Here is an 18,817-nt window from a genome sequence, read left to right as displayed (position 1 = left end):
CATCAAACAATAACGGAGACTTAAATGAAATTAAAGAAAACCCTCTTTGCTGGAATTGCTGCAGTTGTCAGCGCCAGCACTTTATTGGGCAGCAATATTGCATCCGCCCAAAAAGATTGGCCAACGAAATCTATTTCCTTGGTTGTTCCTTTTGCAGCCGGCGGACCGACTGATTCAATCGCACGTTTAATTGCGGTGCCAATGGGCCAGTCTTTAGGTCAGACAGTGGTAGTTGAGAACGTCCCTGGTGCAGGTGGCACGATTGCTTCCACTAAGGTCGCACGCGCAGCACCAGATGGTTACACGATCTACATTCATCACATGGGTATGGCTACTGCACAAGCCTTGTACGACAAACTGCCGTATGACCCAATGACTAGCTTTGAGTACATCGGCCAAGTTGCTGACGTACCAATGGTATTGCTCGGTAAAAAAGATTTGCCAGCAAACAACTTTAAAGAGCTGGAAGCTTACATTAGAGCGAACGGATCAAAAGTAACTATGGCAAATGCCGGTCCAGGCGCTGTGTCACAGCTCTGCGGTCTATTATTTCAAAGTCGTATGGGCGTTCGCTTGACCAACATCCCTTACAAAGGAACTGGCCCTGCTTTGACTGACCTCTTAGGCGGTCAAGTTGACCTCTTGTGCGACCAGACAACACAAACCATTCCTTACATTAAGGATGGTCGTGTGAAGGCATTTGGTACAACCACAATGAAGCGTTTACCTGCCATTCCTAACGTTCCTACTTTGAACGAACAAGGTCTCAAAGGCTTTGAAGTAAAAGTATGGCACGGTGTGTATGCTCCAAAAGGTACTCCAAAACCAGTTCTGGACAAAATCAATGCTGCACTCAAGAAAGCATTGAATAATCCGGATGTGAAGAAGCGATTGGATGATGCCAACATTGATATCGTATCAATGGATAAAGTATCCGCCAATGGCCTCAAGGACCACCTTGATAAAGAAATCAACGTTTGGGGTCCAGTCATTCGTAAAGCCAATATTCCAGATTAATTCCGGAATAGCGGTAAACAAAAAAGCCAGCAAATTTCTGCTGGCTTTTTTGTTACCTAAAAGTAACCGATCTACTGATGCACTAACTCACCCCTTAGCCCGCACTAAACAGATAGCCTGACTGGGCTCTCTCGCGACGCTTCTGATATATCGCATTCGGGATTGCTAGCAGAGCCCAAATAGCCAAGAAGGGATCTAAAAGATAGTCCCAAAGATTTGCAGATTCATGCCAATGAGCTACCCACGCAATAATCGCAATAGACAGGATCCACACGCCCTTAGTCCAGGCAGCAAGGCCGCACAGTATGGCAAAGAAGATAATGGCGATTAAAAGCCCGATAGAGCCATAACCCCAAGCATAGGGATCGAGCATCCCAAGACCTAACGCTAAGGGATAAAACACAATCGCAATCAATGCCACCGGTACTTTAAATCCCAGTGGCGTCTTTTTGGCATCAGGAAGGACGGAGCTCCAAAGCAATAGCATTGTCACAATACTGAGCTCACCAGTCACCCCACGAACATAGGCAGATAAAGGCAACTCAAGCGACATTCCGAGTGGCCAGAAAAATAGATTTACCAGTAAGACAGCTGCGAGCAGACGAATCACAAATGGAATCTCTTTTGAAGATAGTTTTTGCGAGAGAATAATGAGCACTACCGCACAGGTAAGCGACATCTCTAATAGAGCGATTAGTTGTAAATAAGGAGTCATCATTGCGCTTCCTTTTCTTTAAGACTACTGACGGCATGCTTAAACCAGACAGCTGGAAAATAAACATGCTTAATCTTTTTTCTATTCCAAGTGTAAGTAAGATGAGCATCTTCACCATTAGTAGAAATTAAATACGGGTAGGAAAATTCACGATGCTGATCATTGAGCAAAGATTCATCATCCTCTAGTACCTGCACTACTCGCCATTGAAGGGAGTTTGGCTCACGCATTACCATCACCAATCGATAGCGTGCTGTCTCAATATTATTCAAGACCATCAATCTCGTGCCATTGGCTAAAGTGAGTGCAGCCAGCGCGGAATTAGGATTTGGAATCTCAAGATCTTTTGTTACTGACCAAGATTGTCCAGCATCCTTGGTTTGACTTACAGGGATTTGCTTTGGCTGGGAACTGGGTCGAGTTTGACGAAAGAAAGCTTCTGCTTCTTGCTGGCCATCAGCAAAAACTACCGGCTGAATTGCGCCTCTACCCGAACTCATGCGTCGCTTATCAATTACCTGGCTTGCATCAATTCTTAGAAACTCGCCAAAGCGGCCAATCCACTCGTGATAGGCAGGTAAACCCAAGCGCCCATCCACAAATGGCATGGCTGGTGACTTGACCAAGGTGCTGAGATTAATCAGTGGGGAGCTGATTAGGCGCGTAGGCCGATCCCAAGTTAAACCCTCATCATCTGAAATCATTGCAGAGATTGAACTGCCTGCCCAACCCCCAATAGAAACCGTTACGAAAAATAATTGCATACGGCCATCGGCCATTCTGGCTGGAACAGGATTGCCTAATTTGGCGATGTAACGAGACAAGCCTTTTTCAGCACTAACGCGATCCACCACAACTGTTGGGGTGCTCCATCGAGATGCCTTCGAATCAAAAACAGAAGTGTAGATGGCTACGTCGGGAGCACCTTCTCGGGTACCTGCAAACCAGAATGCCCTCACCGTGCCATCCTTGAGCGCAATTAAAGACGCGGCATGCACTGAAGGATCTCCAGTATCAGGCAACCAGTCTGTCAGAAGGCTAGGCTGAACGGATCTTAGTGACTTTACTGGCGCAGGATTTTTCAGCGTCTTTACTGGCGCAGGATTCTCAGTGACCTCAGATGCATCTTCATGTTGGTTAGCATTATTGATTGGGTAATCGCTTGCAAACGGTGACCATACTGGGCGACTGTCAATATGGAGATAACCCAGCACCGAGGCCAACAATAAAAAACAGAAGGCAATCACACGACTCATCGACATGCATCCTTACCAACTAGGGGCAATCCAATGATTGTAGGAGTAGCAATTAAATATTCATTCACAAACAGGTGTTCTCCAATCTGACCCTTGAGTATCGCCTGAATTTCTGCATCAGAATGGCGCGCTCGCATCTCCATTCGTTTACCCACTATCCTGCAAGAATCACACAGCGCAGGCTCCACACCAATCGCCGACTGCACCGCTACCAATGGGTAATTTTTAGTCAGTAAGTCAATTTGATTGGCATCCTTTGCAAAATAGCCATGCAGTATTGCCCCGGGTAACAAGAGTCGATACTCTTCATCCTTAGCGCGATAGTCGCAAGGAACCCAAACATCTTTTCCGACAAGACCCTGAATGGTCGCTTGCGAGTAACGACCCAAGGTGCCCTCAAGAGGTGATAAGCCACTAGTGAGTGCGCAATAACAAAGAAAGCAGCCAGCTAGAGCGATTGCCTTACTACGTTGTCGATTAAATATACCAAGCAATACTAGGGCTATCGCAGCTCCCATAAAAACCCAATGCCACAAGGAATAACTCCAAATACCGGGCTGACCTAGGAAGTTTGACAGTTGTAAATTACCGCCTACCCAAACAAGTGCGGCAAGTAATAGCAACTGCAGTAGCAAGGCAATCCGAAATCCCCATATAGGCAATCGATCCCAAAATATTGCGATCACAGCAGCAAACGCTGGCATTACTGGAAGTAGATATCGTCCAGAGCGCTGACTTGGCAAACTAAACACAATAAAAAAGGCTAAGACCAATAGCAGCAAAAGGCTCTCTTCAAGAGATAGGAAACGTCGCTCTCGCCAACATTGCATCAATGCAGAAATCAACACAAAGGTAAACAGTCCTGCATTAGCTAATGTCGTTAAAGCCAGCATCCAAAGACTATCGCCGCCCCGAACTAAATCCAATAAATAGTTAGAGCTACGCGCTTGAAACTTGCCGGCGTTCTCACCCAAAACAAATTCTTTCCAAACTGCTTCAGGGAAAGGATCCAGTACAAACCAAAGTGCAAATACGCCCAAAGCTAAAACGGCAATCAATAGGACTTTGTAAAGATCTCGCAATAAAACCTTGGGGATACTCCATTCACGCCAGCGCCAATAGAACAAACCTAAAGCAAATGTAGCGGGAACAATGTAGGCGAAAGACTTTGACAGCAAGGCCATGCCAAAAGAGGCGCCCGCCAATACAGGAAATACAAGCTTTGATTCAAAAGCAACCCTACCCCAATACAACAGCGCAAAGAAGGGCAGGCTGAGCCAAAATACTTCGGGGGGATCTGTTAAGAACGGGCGGCCATAGCGGTAAGTTGCAAAAAAGGAGAGCCATACTAAAGCCGCCAGTAAGCCAGTCTGCCTTCTTCCGCTAAAGCGAGATACAGCTAAAAATAAGAAAAGTGCGGTTAGGCCGGTATAGACAACACTAGGCCAACGTAGTGCGAAGAGTGTCCAGTCGCTTCCCCAGCTAGTACTGGCAATACCCTCCCAAAATACCAAAGGAGGCTTCGTATTTTTAATGCCATCCATCTCCGATTGCAGAGGTAACCAAGCACCTGTATCGGCCGTCATGCGGACGATATGCATATAGGGGTATTCATCGCCATTCTTCGGAGCAAAGCGACTATCTAAACCATATAGATAGGTAAATACACCTAGAAGTAGGATAAAAATGGCATTTTGGTAGGTGAATGAGCCTCGCATATTGCTAGTTTATAGGTCTTAGAGTGGAATGCTAAAACTGACAAGGCCAATACCCCCATTTTTGGTTCTGAGCTTATTGAAAATCAATCTAAGTAAAACCACCAATCCAATCCCCATCTGATTAAGATAGAGTCTATTAGTAGCATTCTAAGAACAGTTGTATGTACGACGGAGATCATCCCCATGCAAGTGAAGTATTTAAAGCCTATTTTGGTGACTAGTGCCCTCATTGGGCTAAGCCAGTGGAGCGGACTCAGCTTCGCCCAAACCGCTGATCAACTCTATAAACGTGGACTTGCTGCTACCTGCGCCAATTGCCACGGCACAGATGGTAAAGGCGTTGTGGATGGTGGCATGCCACTAATTAACAATCTCACTAGCGCGCAAATGCTGGAGAAATTAAAGGCCTACAAGTCTGGAGCATTAGAAGGCACCATCATGCCTCAGCTAGCTAAAGGCTATTCCGACGAACAACTCACTACTATTGCCAATCAACTTGGCAAGAAACAATAAGGAGGCGCTATGGATCGTCGACATTTTATTGGTCAGAGCGCTGCAGCAGTAGGTTTGCTTGCAGGTCTCTCAAGCCAAACTAAAGCAGCTAACTTACAAAAAGCAGAAATCTTGGTCATTGGTGGTGGATATGGTGGCGCTACCGCCGCTAAATATTTACGACTCTTCTCCAATAACACCGCCAGAGTAACTCTGATTGAGCCCAATACTTCTTTTATCTCTTGCCCAATGTCTAACTTGGTCATCGGTGGCTCGCGTACGATCGCTGAAATTACTTCACCGTATGACACCCTGAGTAAGCGCCATGGCATCAAGATTATTCAAGATAGCGTCAGCAGCATTGATCCAGATAAGAAGACAGTGACGCTCGCTTCTGGCAAAACTTTGCGCTACGACAAAGCCATTGTGTCTCCTGGTGTCTCAATGAACTTCAAAAGTGTTGAAGGTCTTGCACAAGCCAATAAAGATGGCGTAACACTACAAGCCTGGAAAGCCGGTCCAGAGACTGTTGCCTTACATAAGCAAATCGCTGCAATGCGTGAGGGCGGCACCTTTGCAATTAGCATTCCAGAGGCCCCTTATCGCTGCCCTCCTGGACCCTATGAGCGTGCGTGTCAGGTAGCAAACTATCTGCAGCAACATAATCCTAAGGGCAAGGTATTGATTTTGGATGCGAACCAAGATGTGGTTTCCAAAGGAGGTTTGTTCAAGAAGGTTTGGGCAGAGCAATACGCTGGCATGATTGAATACCGTCCGAAGAGTAATGTAGTTGGAGTTGATGCGAAAACCAAAACACTCAAACTCGAAGTTGAGGATGATGTGAAGGCTGATGTATTAAACGTCTTACCTCAAATGGCTGCTGGTGAAATTGCCATTAAAACTGGATTAGCCAATTCCAATGGTCGCTGGGCGAATGTCAACTTCCTCAACTTTGAATCAACAGCACGTAAAGATATTCACGTACTAGGTGATGCAATTCAGATTGCACCATTGATGCCCAAATCTGGTCACATGGCCAATCAACATGCCAAAGTTGCAGCAGCTGCAATCGTTGCAGAGTTAAATGGTTGGGAAATTAATCCAGCGCCAGTTCTAACAAACACCTGCTATAGCTTCGTCAATAAACGAGAAGTAGTACACGTTGCTAGTGTTCATCAATACAATGCCGCCGAAAAAACATTCAAGACCGTTCCGGGTTCTGGAGGTTTATCACCTGCACCGTCTATTCTTGAGGGTATTTATGCTTGGGGCTGGGCTCATAATATCTGGGCAGATAGCTTGGGTTAAAACGTATTTATGCTCATTAAAAAAGAGGCCTCGGCCTCTTTTTTAATGTCTACAGCGATTTACCCATCTCAATAATTCGTTTGCGTCTTCGCTTGCTGATGAACAAGAAAGTAATCGCTACTACTGGGGCGGCTATGGCGGCAATAATTTCTGGATGAATGGCAAGGCCAGCCTCTTTACCACCCTTAGCCATATAGGCCAGCAAACTCACTGCATAGTAAGTCAACACCAGAACGGATAAACTCTCAACCATCTCCTGCAAACGCAATTGCAGTCTTGCTCTCTGATCCATGCTAGCCAGTAATTTTTGCGTCTGCTCTTCATTCACAAATTCAATACGCGTTCTCAAAGTTTGAGTTGTCCTCGAAATTCGATCAGATAATTCTTTTAATCTACGCTGAGTCCAAATACAAGTTCCCATCGCCGGCTGAAAACGTCGATCCATAAACTCTGAAAGGGACTGCACGCCGGGAATCGGAGATTCTGCTAGCTCATATAAGTTTTTATTCAGCAATTGGCTGTAAGCCTCGGATGCGGTAAAACGCAATCCATATCCAGAGATCCATTGCTCGGCTCGTGAGGCTAGATTAGAGAGCTCACCTAAAAACTGACCATCTTTTTCGGTATGCACCCCTGGCTCAGTTTGTATGTGAGAAATACTTTTAGATAAATCCGCTAATTCCGACTCTGCAGTTCTGAGTGGCATCGAAAGGCTCTTCGCTACTGGGAAGGCGATCATGGCTGCCATACGATAAGTTTCAGCTTCAGCAATTGCACGCGCTACACGACCAGCCTGACGTGAGCCCAAAATATCATGCGGAATAAAGTAAGAGATAAAGCCATCTTCATCTAAACGCAAGTCCGTCCATAACTGAGCCTTTTTGCTGGATAAGATGAAGCTGCCTAATACAGTATTCCCGCTAAAGATAGAGGATACCTCTTGGGCCTCTGTAAACAGGGAGCGATGCTCAAATGCGAGATCTAATGCAGAAATTCTTTCGCCACCAGCCTCAACAATGGTTGGGCAACCTAAGCTTTGAAGCAATACATCTAAACTCTTTTCTAGAGCGAGACGGGACTCCAGTAAAGGTCCAGTAATTTTGATGGGATTATGAGTAATGGCAGCAATGGTTGCAAACTCACCATGCAACTCCCATTTAATTAACACCCTCTGTGGCTCAGGCGCCAAAGTCAACATCTTAAAAGAGTGATCCTGCTGCTGATCATTTGGAATGCCTAAGGCAACGCTAAGCTTTTGAATCCATTCGATTTGAGTCTGACGAGAACTTGCATCAAGCAAAAAGGATTGCGATAGCACTCTTTCATTTGGCCAAAGCGCAATAGGTGGACGTGCATGTACCTCTTCGTGCAATTGTTTTCGAGCGGGATGATCGTAAGGTTTCATAGGGCTTGATTTAGATGACTGTGCTCAAACTATACGCCAACAGCACTCTCCTGAGATTGATATGGATGCACACCCCGATTAAGGCAGTTACGGACATAGTCTATGCTGGCACGCAAGGCATAATAATCACTAGACATACTTTGGAAGACTTCTAACTGTAATGCCTGATACTCCAGTAAATCTAACTTCTTTAGATATTCATCTTTCACTTCCGGCAGAAAGTTTTCAGTGAGTTCTCGCTCGTAGTTCTTAAGAGTGCCATACAACTTATCGATTTTTCGCTTCATGCGCTTATTACGATAGCCCGGCAAAGTCAGTAAGACAGGATATGCCACAGCACAAAATGGCAGTAATACAAAAATCAAGCGATTGATTAGTTCCGCCAACCAAAAAGGGAAATAGAGCATCAATAATGGCGAGCCATTTTTTTCATAATGCAAAGCTACGGGACTTTGTATGAGTCCTGTACTTTTAAAGGATGGGAATTCGCCCTGCTCCGCAAAAAAGCTTGCTTTACCGTTGATCTCGCGTGCAGCCTCTAAAAATAAAAATTGAAGTGCGGGATGCATTCTGTCATCAATCAGTAAATTGGTAGTTGAAGCCATCAACTTAATATCTCTTGGAGGAAAGTTCCTTGTTAAGCTAAATGCACCTGCAGGGACATTCAGTATTTGCATGTATGGTAGCAATCGTACATACGCCTCAGCTCGATCAAAGGCAACTAAATGTAAGTTGGGATCCTTTAGCAATTTCTGGACATTTGGAGCCTCGTAAGCATCCACAATGAACGCCGCATCGATCTCACCTTTTTGCAAAGCTTCAACTGAATGAGTGCTAGAGAGATTTAAAAAATGAGACCCCTCCTCAAAGCCATTGGCTTTCAGGATATGCATTGCTTGAGCATAAGTTCCGCTTCCCTTTAAACCAACCGACATTCTGGAGTTTAAAAAGAAACTAGCGCGAGCTTTAATGGCCTGAAAATCATCCACCTTAATCTCTGGTCCACGATAAAACAACCAAATTGGGTCATACGAAACAGTGCCAAGGGATTCAACCCCAGTAACCTCATGAGGATTAAATGCGCCTGCTTGTACAAAAGCAGCCTGAACTGGATCCTCGCGATCAACTAGATGCGCTACATTTTCCTCGGCCCCCTTTGTCGGAAGTAATTCGAGAGTAATACCTTTTTTATCAAAAAAAGCGGCGTACTTTTTTCCTAAAGCATCGTAGGAACCCCCTGGCTGACCAGTAGCCATCACTACATGTCTTGGTGGTGGAGGATCGGCGTACCACCAAACTCCGAGCAAGACCACCAAAAGAACGGCTAAAATAGGCCAAGCCTCTCTCAGGAACTGAGAAAAATCACTGCACTTTTCCTGAGCAGTCTCATATAGCCCCAGATAGGTTTCTTTAATGTCTTGTTTGATACTTCCCATGGAAGGCCAATCAGCAAATATGTAAAAAGCTAATGATAATGTGCTTATTGCCCTTCAGAAAAGACTCTGCCCATGCAAACCCTCCGAAAAGCTCAAGACCGTGGCTATGCCGATCATGGCTGGCTTAAAAGCTTCCATTCCTTCTCTTTTGCCGGTTATCACGACCCCCGATTTATGGCTTGGGGTAATTTAAGGGTTATTAATGAAGATCGGGTAGCCGCAGGCATGGGTTTTGGCAAACATGGCCACCGCAATATGGAAATCATCAGCTATGTTTTATCTGGTGAATTGGCGCACGAGGACAGCATGGGAAATATCAAAGGTATTCCACCTGGTGATGTTCAGCGTATGAGCGCCGGAACTGGGGTCACCCATAGTGAGTTCAATCATGCCAAGGATCAGACTACACATTTCTTACAAATTTGGATAGAGCCTAACGTCACGGAGATCCCACCAAGTTATGAGCAAAAATCTATTCCACTATCAGAAAAGCAAAACAAGCTCTGCTTAATTGCATCGCCAGATGGATTGGGAAATGCTGTCAAAATTCATGCGGACGCTCGGGTATATGCTGGTCTTTTTGATGGGCACCAGTCCCAAAAATTGGATCTCGATATACAACGCAAGGCCTATGTGCATCTTATAAGAGGCTCTCTGCATGTCAACGACACACTTCTATCGAGTGGAGATGCACTGCTAATCGAAAATGAAAGTAGCCTACTTATTGGTGACGGTAAAGATACTGAGGTATTGGTATTTGATCTCAGTAGTTAATAAAAAAGGGTATCGACTGATGTCAATACCCTTGCAATTGAGCTAGCTTAAATTAATCTAGCTTAATTTTTGCTTTTTCAATCACTACTTTCCATCTTGCAATATCAGAGACATATAAATCTGTAAATTGCTGAGTAGTCATCGGTGCAATTTGCACGCCCGCCTTCACAAAACGCTCCTTCATTTCTGGAGTATCGAGAATCTTCAAAATAGTTGTGCTTAAAGTGTTGATAATTGCGGGCGGAGTACCAGCAGGCACAAACATACCTTGCCACAAAGCCATTTCATAACCCTTCACGCCAGCCTCTTGCATCGTAACCAAGTCAGGAACGCCACTAAAGCGATTCTTACTAGTCACAGCAAGTGCGTTTACCTTGCCACCTTTGTAGAGCGGCAATCCAACTGGCATACCAGCAAAGTAAAAGTCAATTTGCCCACCCACTAAATCAGTAGCAGCTGGTGATCCACCTTTATACGGAATATGAATTGCCTGGGTACCAGTAGTTGCCAAGAACAGCTCTCCAGCCATGTGGTCAGAGTTACCAATACCTGAAGAACCAAAGCTCATCTTACCCGGCTCAGCTCGGAGCATGGCGATTAAATCAGCTACATTTTTAGCCTTGGAGTTATTGTTCACAATCAAAATATGCGGGGTAGCAGCTACTCCGACAACGGGTAACAAATCCTTTTGACCATTGAAAGGAAGTCTTGGGTTTGCAGCTACATTAATTGCCAAGCCATTTTGCGCAAATAAAACGGTGTAACCATCTGGAGCGCTTTTAGCAACCGCATCGGCTGCCAAGCTACCTGCAGCACCACCTCTATTTTCCACAATCACCGATTGCTTCAAGGCAATACTGAGTTCATTCGCCACCATTCTCCCGACGATATCGGTTGAGCTTCCTGGCGCATATCCAACCAACATCTTGATTGGCTTATCTGGGTATGACGCAAACGCCGTTCCCAAAACTAGTGGCAATACTAAAGAACTTAACACTATTTTTTTAATTGATTTTTTAATCATTGCTGTCTCCTCCGGTAAGTTATAAATCTAATACGTCAATCCCACACTCTTTGGCGCAGTTATTTAAAGACTCCTGTAATTCACTTGAAATCGGAATGCCAAGCGAAAGTCTCTCCGCCATCACTTTTGCAGCACCATCTCCGGGCACCCGAATTTGACTCACGCCCGGCAATTTCGAAGAGGCCTTCAAATCATCAACCAAAGCAATTACTCGGGCAACAAACTGCTCCTTATCTCCAAAAGCACTTGGATCAACCGCAATGATTGTTTGACCAGTGTTGGTAATTAAATCATGGTGTGCATTAAAGTCAATCGTGCCTTTACCAACTGCAGCATTATTGAGTGCTCCTGCAAGAAGGCCAATCATGACAGCCAAACCATATCCTTTATAACCGCCGATGGGAAGCAATGATCCCTCGCTTGATTTTTGTGGATCTGTAATTGGCTGGCCCTGTCGATCAATCATCCAAGTGTCGGGAATAGATTCACCCTTTTGAGCGGCAAGCTTTACCTTACCGTAGGCAGCAACTGTGGTTGCAATATCCAATAGCACGATCGGCTTGTCGCCTGAAGGAACTGCAATAGCAATCGGATTGGTGGACAACAATAAATCAATGCCTCCCCATGGTGCCATGTGATTGGCATTTCCGACCGCCATATAGATGCCGATATATCCTTGTTCGGCTAGCTTTCTCACATATACCGATGCTGCGCCAGAATGATTTCCATAATGACTACCAACCCAACAAACACTATGTTGCTTCACTTTTTCTATTGCGACATCAACCGCTTTATTCATCACTAAATGACCTAAAGCATTATCCCCATTGATTAAAGCAGTTGCACCCTGCTCGCGCTCAATCTGAATATGAGGGCTTAAATTAATACCGCCAGCCCGGATCCTTTTAATGTAAGCGGGTAGTCTGAAAATTCCGTGGCCATCAGCACCAACGAGGTCTGACTTGATCATCAGCTCGGCAACAAGCTTGGCATCCACCAAAGGTACTTGATTGGCATGCAATGCTTGTGCAATAAAAGCCTCAGCCTTAGCTATAGATAAATATTTCATGTTTATTCTTGTGATCTAATTTCCAACATCACTCTTAAATTCCATCTTATAAGTGTATTTATTATGAGGATGGTAAGTAAAGGTTACCTCAAAAAGCTTATCCTGATTATCAAAGTAACGTCTAACAATGACTAAACAGGGGTCATTCACTTTTAACCCAAGCTTCTTTGCAATATCGAAAGACACACCAATGGCGTATACATCTACCTCAGCTCGATCAATTCGAGTCCCATACTTTTTCTCGATCTGCTCGAATACCATTACTTGGCTATGCTCAGGCTCCGATGTCAGGGATGCGAATTGGGGAAGAATATAAATATCAGTCCAAGCAATCACCTCCTCGGTATCCCGCTGCTTTCGAATGCCTCCAATGTGATACCAAGAGGATCCGACTGCACCGCCAATCATTTCGCTTAGCGGTTTGTCGAGTTCAATAAATTCTTCAATAGTATTGTGTCGATAGGTATTTCTTGGATAACTCAAAATATCAACAGGGGAATTAAAGCTTTGGGTAAACCTTCTTACCTTCTGTCTTGAGATCACCTGGGTTGGCGCTCCTTGACGACGCAATACCATGCCATCCCGCTCCAAGGTTTGAAGAGCATGTCTTAAGGTATGGCGACTTGCTTTGAAGCTGTTACAAAGTACCGCCTCAGACGGCAAGTGAGATCCTACCGCCCAATCACCCTCATAAATACGCTGAGCCAGGGCATTTGCTAAGGTCTTATAGAGCGGTAGAGATTCTTTCAACTTAGGAGAGACCAAACATTTTTTTGCCAGCCACAGGTAGTCGCGCCTTCAAGATATCGCCTGATAGCGATTCGGTAATGTATAAATCCCTACCATCCTCACCACCAAAACACATGTTTGCTAAGTGGTGATGGTGTGGGTTATCTGAGTAAATCAAATGCGTTGGGAGCATATTGCTATCGAACCTCCAGATACCAACGCCTAAGTGGCAAACGAGTAAACCATTTTCAGAGTCCATCTCGATACCATCAGGTCCAGCAACGCCACCCGTTAATTGAATAGCAACGCCCGTTTTGGAAACAGAACCATCAGCCATTAGTGGTAAACGCCAAATTTGCTGAGATCTTGTTGCCGCAACGAATACATGTTTTTCTTGGGTATTTATGGTGATGCCATTAGGGCTCGGCACATTAATAGCCAAACGATCTAGTTGGCCATTCGCACGCAATCTAAACACCCTACCTGTTGGGTCTGCAATTCCAGTTTGACCCTGATCAGTAAAGTACAGATCGCCATTGGAGGCAAAGTGCAAATCATTCAAGCCCTTGAAGTTTTCGCTATACATAGACCCCAGGATTGTTTCCACTTTTCCAGTTTTAGGATCGAGGGCTAATAAGCCTAGCTTGTAGTCACAAATAAAAGCACGGCCATCTTTGTGGAACTTCAGTCCATTAGGCCAACCATCAAATTGAGTTACCAAATCCCAATCACCCTTCGGCGTAATTCTGAAAACACGGCCAAAAGGGATATCCAGAAACCATAAATTACCCTCACGGTCAAAAGAAGGCCCCTCTAAAAAGCACTCTACTTCAGCGTTTTGACGGTTTGGGTCGGACCAAGCTGTGCGAGACTTCTTTCTAAACTTCCCAGGCATTGACATAAAGACTTCTGCCTTAATTTTCTCTACGGGCTGAAATGGGTTGTGCATCGTCATAGTAGATTGCTCCTCTTTTTAGTTATACGGATAGGTTTATTTAAATGATTCACAATTAAAACATAATTGATGATAATGTACTGTAGATATAAGCTTATGATGATTTCAATTTATTAAAACTTAACCGTATAAGTAAGGCTTCCTATGAACTATGTTGCCGTAATTGGTACCGGAATCATGGCTGCAGGTATTGCCGCAGGGTTCCTTGCGCAAAGTATTCCCGTTGTCATTTTGGGCAGAAGTAAGGGCAAAGCGGATGCTTGCCTTGATAAAGCACTGACCCTCGCTCAGAAAATTGGGGTTATTGGGACGTATGCAAGCCAGAGCCAAGACGCAATCAAGGCCGAACAGAAAACTGAAGTTCTTGAGAACTGGTCCAACTGGATTGGGTGTGACTGGGTCATCGAAACTGTGGCAGAAAACCTTGCTCTAAAGCAAGAGATATTCCAATACCTTGATGAACGTGTTCCAGCGCACATCCCTATAGGTAGCAATAGCTCAGGATTTCCAATCAGCAAAATTGCTTCTGGACTTAAAACTGCCAATCGAATGATGGGGGCACACTACTTTATGCCTGCTGAAGTTGTACCTCTAGTAGAGGTAGTCATGGGAGAGAAAACGGAACTGGTATTTGCAGAACAAGCTTGTAGCCTGTACAAAAGCATAGGCAAAAAACCGGTTTTAGTAAAAAAAGATATTCCCGGTTTTTTGGCAAACCGCATTCAACACGCGCTCATGCGTGAAGCCCTATCGCTTGTCCAAGAGGGCATTGCAAGCCCTGAGGATATTGATGATGCCGTCCGTTACAGCTTTGGCTTTCGATATGCTGCCGTTGGTCCAATGACGCAAAAAGAAATCTCTGGATGGGATGGGATGGCAAATGCTGCAAAAGAGATTTACCCCTCGCTCTCCAACATCACCACCCTACCCCCGAAGGTATTGCAACTGATGAGCGAAGGAAAAACAGGAATGAAATCTGGTGAAGGTTTCAGAAAGTGGACTCCAGTAGAAATACAGCAAGTTTCAGACTCCTACTCCAGGAGATTGAAAGCTGCCTTCGATGTACTTAATATTGAATAGCCGTATACCCATTAGCAATGGCTTCCTTTACTCGATCAATATTTGGAGTTATACCAATGCCGCTGGGTGCTAGTTGGCTCACATCAAAGCTTCCCTGCTTGGCTATCAGTGGTGTGTCACAGATATCAAACTTCAAATACTGATTTGACATGCTAAAACCCCAATTGACTTTACCCATTGCAAATCCTAGAGATGCAGTCGCCGCCGCCGACAAAGAAGTCTCCGCAATCTTGCACGCTAAATTGAGTGAGAGTTTATGCCGTTCTAGTAGCCGTGCACATTCAAACGCTTGCATTACTCCGCCCGTTTTAATGAGCTTCAAGCTTGCTCCACTCAATGCCTTAGCCTCAATTAATTGTTCTAACTCAGCTAGACCATGGACAGACTCATCCAATCCGATTGGAATAGATGAGCTCTTGTTGAGTAATACAAAATCTGCAATGGGCAGCTCTGCAGAAATCAACTGTTCTGCAAACGTTAATTTGCTTACTGACTCTGACTGGCAAAATCGTAGCGCATCTGTCAAGGTGAGGGCGCAGTTTGCATCAACAGAAATAACATCGCCCTCCAAGGCGTCACACAGCACTTTCACCCTATGCAAATCCTCATCAAGCGAGAGTGAGCCGATTTTAATTTTCCAGTGCTTAAATCCAAGCTCACGGAACGCCTTGGCATCGCTAAGCTCTTTGTCCAATGAGCCGCCCAACATTCTGAGCAAGGGTATGGGCGCAGGTACGGCATCATCTACCAAGAAACCACTATCACGACGCAGATATCGCCATAAAGGGATGGATCGCTCTTGCGTAAATAAATCCAACAACGCCATCTCTAGACAAGATTTTGCTGATGCATTGGCATATAAAATTCGATTAAAAACACTTGCAAATTCGGTTGGCTCGCTCCAATCTATTGGCAATGCATATTCAACTAAGTACTTAATGCTACCGACGAGACTATCCAAGCTTTCCCCAGTCATCAAAGGTGCGACTGAGGCCTCACCCCAGCCCTGTCGACCCTTGTCGTCCGTTAGGCAGAGCAGCACCGTTTTTGCATCAACCACCATCTCACGAGACATCTTGATAGGCTCGATCAGGGGGATGGATAAGGGATAGATTTCAGCGCACGTGATTTTCATTTTTTTGCTTTATCAGCTTTAACAAAACAGTTTTTATTTTAAAAATAATATCTAGGAGAACAATACATGAGAAAAATTATCTTTACCCTACTGGCCTTAGGAATCACACTGCCATCGCTCGCGAGCGCGCAAGGATATCCAAATCAACCAATTAAGTTAATCCTCCCATTTGCGGCTGGCGGGCCATCAGATGTTCTCGCTCGAGGATTTTCTCCAAAGCTTGGTGAAAACTTGGGTCAACCCATCATCATTGAAAACAAACCAGGTGCGGGCGCCAATTTAGCCGCAGAATATGTAGTCAACTCAAAAGGCGATGGTTACACGCTATTCCTAATGCTAGTAGGAACCCAAGCTATTAATGAGACCTTATATAAGAAACTCAATTACAACGTTATAAAAGATTTTGCCCCTGTCTCACTGGTTGCTTCTTCTTCATTGATGTTGGTAGCTAACCCTGGCGTACCTGTAAAAACTGTTGCAGAATTGATAGCATTTGATAAAGCCAATCCTGGCAAAGTCAGCTTTGGCTCTTCGGGTGCGGCCACACCACTCCATCTGGCGGGCGAATTGTTTAATACTCAAGCGGGTACTAATATTCTCCATGTCCCATACAAAGGGGCGGCTCCCGCTTTAACAGATGTTCTGGGCGGACAGATTCAAACAGCAATTGTTGGCACCCCGGCGGCGCTGCCTTATGTCAAATCTGGAAAGTTAACTGGATTGGGTGTCACTAGCTTAAAACGGTCTCCAAATGCCCCAGAGATTCCAGCTATATCCGAGACCCTACCTAAATTCGACGTAGAACTGGTTTATGCCATTGTTGCGCCAGCAAACACACCAAAGGCTATTGTGGACAAATTAAATACGCAATTAGTTAATGTGCTCAACAACCCTGAAGTTAAATCCCAGTTGAACTCTAGAGGATTTGATATTGTCACTAGCACTCCAGGTCAGCTTGGTGATTACATTAAATCTGAAGTCGCAAAGTGGGCGCCGATTGTCAAGAAATCAGGTGTTACCGCAGAATAATAAAAAAATATATAAACCGAGAGTTACTCATGATTGAAACATCTGAAAAAAAGTTAGCCGGCGCGATCATTCGCTTGCATCCAAATGACAATATTGTTGTTGCTCGCATAGATATTGGCATTGGTGAAAGCATACCTAGCGAAAAATTGACTAGTCGCAGTCAAGTACCTGCCGGTTACAAAATTGCAGCAAAGAAAATTTTGCAGGGTGAACCTATCCTCAAATACAACGTAACCGTAGGCTTTGCTAACACCGATATTGAAGCTGGCACGATGGTCCATAGTCATAACACCGAGTTTCGTGAATTCGATCGTGACTATGCCTATGCCAGTGAATATAAGCCTACTACCCTCCTTCCAGAATCCGAACGTGCAACATTTCAAGGTTATGTGCGTGCCAATGGAAAAGTAGGTACACGTAATTTCATCGGCATTCTATCGACCGTCAATTGCTCTGCAACGGTAGTCAATAAAATTGCTGACTGGTTCACCCCTGAGAGATTAAAAGATTACCCAAATATCGATGGCGTAGTTGCTTTTAGTCACGGCATTGGTTGCGGAATGGAAATGAGTGGCGAACCTATGCAATTGCTTCGCAGAACGATGGCAGGTTATGCACAACATCCCAACCTAGCTGCAGCTCTCATCATTGGCTTAGGTTGCGAGCGCAATCAACTTAAGGGATTGATGGAGCAAGAAGCCTTGCAAGAAAATTCTACCTTGCACACCTTCATCATGCAAGAAACTGGTGGCACACGCAAAACTATTGAAGCAGGAATTGAAGCCGTCAAGGCGCTTCTACCAGAAGCCAATAAAGCAAAGCGTCAAACTGTTTCTGCGAGCCATTTATGTGTTGGCCTGCAATGTGGTGGATCGGATGGATTCTCTTCGATTACTGCAAACCCCGCCTTAGGCGCTGCGATAGACATCCTATCGCGCCATGGTGGCACAGGTATTCTTTCTGAAACACCCGAGATTTATGGAGTTGAGCACACACTGACTCGCAGAGCTGCTACTCAAGAAATCGGCGAGAAGCTCATTAAACGGATTCGTTGGTGGAAAGATGAATACTCTGTTGGACGTGATGTTCAAATTAATGGGCAAGTGAGTCCCGGCAATCAAATTGGTGGCCTTGCTAACATCTTTGAAAAGTCACTCGGCTCTTCCATGAAAGGTGGCACTGGACCCCTAATGGAAGTCTATCGATATGCGGAACCCGTCACAGCCAAAGGTTTTGTATTTATGGATACGCCTGGTTTTGATCCTGTTTCAGCAACTGGTCAAATTGCAGGCGGAGCAAACCTCATTGCCTTTACTACGGGACGAGGCTCCATGTTTGGCTCTAAACCAGCGCCTTGCATTAAGCTCGCTACCAATACGCCCATGTATCAAAGGCTAACTGAAGACATGGATATTAATTGCGGAGAGATCTTGGATGGTACGGTTTCCGTTCAAGAGATGGGGCAACGTATTTTTGAACTCTTCCTCCGGACGGCCTCTGGAGAGGCTTCAAAAAGCGAATTGTTAGGCCTGGGTGATTATGAATTCGTACCCTGGCAGGTTGGTGTTATGAGCTAATAAAAGACCCCGCCTCAGATTAGCGATCAGCGGGCATTTAGTCCGCTTTTTCTTTATTAAAAGAAGCTAAAAGTCAGTGCTAGGGACTGTAGAATTCA

17 protein-coding genes are annotated in these 18,817 nt (G+C 44.9%); 7 read left to right on the top strand and 10 right to left on the bottom strand.

From position 1 onward, the window contains the following. Nucleotides 1–24: 24 nt before the first annotated feature. The gene (locus C2759_RS03360) at nucleotides 25–1,017 is read left to right on the top strand and encodes a tripartite tricarboxylate transporter substrate binding protein (RefSeq protein WP_215356271.1); all 993 of its coding nucleotides are present in this window, start codon (nucleotides 25–27) and stop codon (nucleotides 1,015–1,017) included. Nucleotides 1,018–1,111: 94 nt separating this feature from the next. On the opposite strand, the gene C2759_RS03355 is transcribed toward C2759_RS03360, so the two are convergent. From C2759_RS03355 to C2759_RS03345, 3 genes are read right to left on the bottom strand one after another with little or no spacing between them, the layout of a single operon-like run. Continuing rightward, entirely contained in the window at nucleotides 1,112–1,735 is a 624-nt protein-coding gene (locus tag C2759_RS03355; RefSeq protein WP_251367014.1) for a hypothetical protein, read from the bottom strand. Next, the gene (locus C2759_RS03350; protein ID WP_251367013.1) at nucleotides 1,732–2,994 is read right to left on the bottom strand and encodes an exo-alpha-sialidase; all 1,263 of its coding nucleotides are present in this window, start codon (nucleotides 2,992–2,994) and stop codon (nucleotides 1,732–1,734) included. The genes C2759_RS03355 and C2759_RS03350 overlap by 4 nt, the downstream gene beginning before the upstream one ends. Continuing rightward, a complete protein-coding gene (locus C2759_RS03345) occupies nucleotides 2,985–4,706 on the bottom strand; it encodes a glycosyltransferase family 39 protein (protein WP_215356270.1) in 1,722 nt (573 codons plus the stop codon). Before C2759_RS03345 ends, C2759_RS03350 begins: the two co-directional genes overlap by 10 nt. Before the next feature lie 183 nt (nucleotides 4,707–4,889). On the opposite strand from C2759_RS03345, the gene C2759_RS03340 reads away from it, so the two are divergent. Together C2759_RS03340 and C2759_RS03335 are read left to right on the top strand one after the other, a co-directional pair. After that, nucleotides 4,890–5,219 (top strand): c-type cytochrome, encoded by a 330-nt coding sequence (locus tag C2759_RS03340; protein ID WP_215356269.1) that lies wholly within the window; start codon nucleotides 4,890–4,892, stop codon nucleotides 5,217–5,219. Between the two features lie 9 nt (nucleotides 5,220–5,228). Next, nucleotides 5,229–6,506, top strand: a complete 1,278-nt coding sequence (locus C2759_RS03335) for an NAD(P)/FAD-dependent oxidoreductase (RefSeq protein ID WP_215356268.1) — start codon at nucleotides 5,229–5,231, stop codon at nucleotides 6,504–6,506. A 49-nt stretch (nucleotides 6,507–6,555) separates the two neighbouring features. Here the strand turns inward: C2759_RS03335 and C2759_RS03330 are convergent, their stop codons facing one another. Together C2759_RS03330 and C2759_RS03325 are read right to left on the bottom strand one after the other, a co-directional pair. After that, nucleotides 6,556–7,911, bottom strand: a complete 1,356-nt coding sequence (locus C2759_RS03330) for a DUF3422 domain-containing protein (RefSeq protein ID WP_215356267.1) — start codon at nucleotides 7,909–7,911, stop codon at nucleotides 6,556–6,558. 29 nt (nucleotides 7,912–7,940) lie between these two features. After that, nucleotides 7,941–9,347: a TAXI family TRAP transporter solute-binding subunit gene (locus C2759_RS03325; RefSeq protein ID WP_215356266.1), complete on the bottom strand. Its 1,407-nt coding sequence runs from the start codon at nucleotides 9,345–9,347 to the stop codon at nucleotides 7,941–7,943. Between the two features lie 72 nt (nucleotides 9,348–9,419). Here C2759_RS03325 and C2759_RS03320 point away from each other — a divergent pair, with 72 nt between their 5' ends. Beyond that, nucleotides 9,420–10,121, top strand: a complete 702-nt coding sequence (locus C2759_RS03320) for a pirin family protein (protein ID WP_215356265.1) — start codon at nucleotides 9,420–9,422, stop codon at nucleotides 10,119–10,121. A 52-nt stretch (nucleotides 10,122–10,173) separates the two neighbouring features. On the opposite strand, the gene C2759_RS03315 is transcribed toward C2759_RS03320, so the two are convergent. The 4 genes from C2759_RS03315 to C2759_RS03300 are packed head-to-tail and all read right to left on the bottom strand — an operon-like array spanning nucleotide 10,174 to nucleotide 13,898. Further along, nucleotides 10,174–11,145 carry a tripartite tricarboxylate transporter substrate binding protein gene (locus C2759_RS03315; protein ID WP_215356264.1) on the bottom strand — a complete coding sequence of 324 codons (972 nt, stop codon included), beginning with the start codon at nucleotides 11,143–11,145 and terminating at the stop codon, nucleotides 10,174–10,176. A 19-nt stretch (nucleotides 11,146–11,164) separates the two neighbouring features. Further along, nucleotides 11,165–12,214 carry an Ldh family oxidoreductase gene (locus C2759_RS03310; RefSeq protein ID WP_215356263.1) on the bottom strand — a complete coding sequence of 350 codons (1,050 nt, stop codon included), beginning with the start codon at nucleotides 12,212–12,214 and terminating at the stop codon, nucleotides 11,165–11,167. Between the two features lie 15 nt (nucleotides 12,215–12,229). Beyond that, on the bottom strand, nucleotides 12,230–12,964 hold the full coding sequence (locus C2759_RS03305; protein ID WP_215356262.1) for a GntR family transcriptional regulator: 735 nt from the start codon (nucleotides 12,962–12,964) through the stop codon (nucleotides 12,230–12,232). Nucleotide 12,965: 1 nt separating this feature from the next. Next, a complete protein-coding gene (locus C2759_RS03300; RefSeq protein WP_251367012.1) occupies nucleotides 12,966–13,898 on the bottom strand; it encodes an SMP-30/gluconolactonase/LRE family protein in 933 nt (310 codons plus the stop codon). Nucleotides 13,899–14,042: 144 nt separating this feature from the next. Between C2759_RS03300 and C2759_RS03295 the strand changes: the two genes are divergently transcribed. Then, nucleotides 14,043–14,978, top strand: a complete 936-nt coding sequence (locus tag C2759_RS03295) for a 3-hydroxyacyl-CoA dehydrogenase family protein (RefSeq protein ID WP_215356261.1) — start codon at nucleotides 14,043–14,045, stop codon at nucleotides 14,976–14,978. Here C2759_RS03295 and C2759_RS03290 read toward each other — a convergent pair. Then, nucleotides 14,965–16,113, bottom strand: coding sequence for a mandelate racemase/muconate lactonizing enzyme family protein (locus tag C2759_RS03290; protein ID WP_215356260.1), 1,149 nt, complete (start codon nucleotides 16,111–16,113; stop codon nucleotides 14,965–14,967). The two genes, C2759_RS03295 and C2759_RS03290, sit on opposite strands and share 14 nt — an antisense overlap. Before the next feature lie 66 nt (nucleotides 16,114–16,179). Here C2759_RS03290 and C2759_RS03285 point away from each other — a divergent pair, with 66 nt between their 5' ends. Both C2759_RS03285 and C2759_RS03280 read left to right on the top strand, forming a co-directional pair. Further along, nucleotides 16,180–17,142 carry a tripartite tricarboxylate transporter substrate binding protein gene (locus C2759_RS03285; RefSeq protein WP_215356259.1) on the top strand — a complete coding sequence of 321 codons (963 nt, stop codon included), beginning with the start codon at nucleotides 16,180–16,182 and terminating at the stop codon, nucleotides 17,140–17,142. A gap of 29 nt (nucleotides 17,143–17,171) precedes the next feature. Further along, nucleotides 17,172–18,719 (top strand): UxaA family hydrolase, encoded by a 1,548-nt coding sequence (locus C2759_RS03280; protein ID WP_215356258.1) that lies wholly within the window; start codon nucleotides 17,172–17,174, stop codon nucleotides 18,717–18,719. Nucleotides 18,720–18,817: the final 98 nt, after the last annotated feature.

Origin of the sequence: Polynucleobacter sp. MG-Unter2-18, from assembly GCF_018687675.1 — a bacterium.
In the GTDB taxonomy this organism is placed as follows: Bacteria; Pseudomonadota; Gammaproteobacteria; order Burkholderiales; family Burkholderiaceae; genus Polynucleobacter.
Note: the sequence above shows the minus strand (reverse complement) of the source record. Positions and strands in the feature narration are given on the sequence as shown.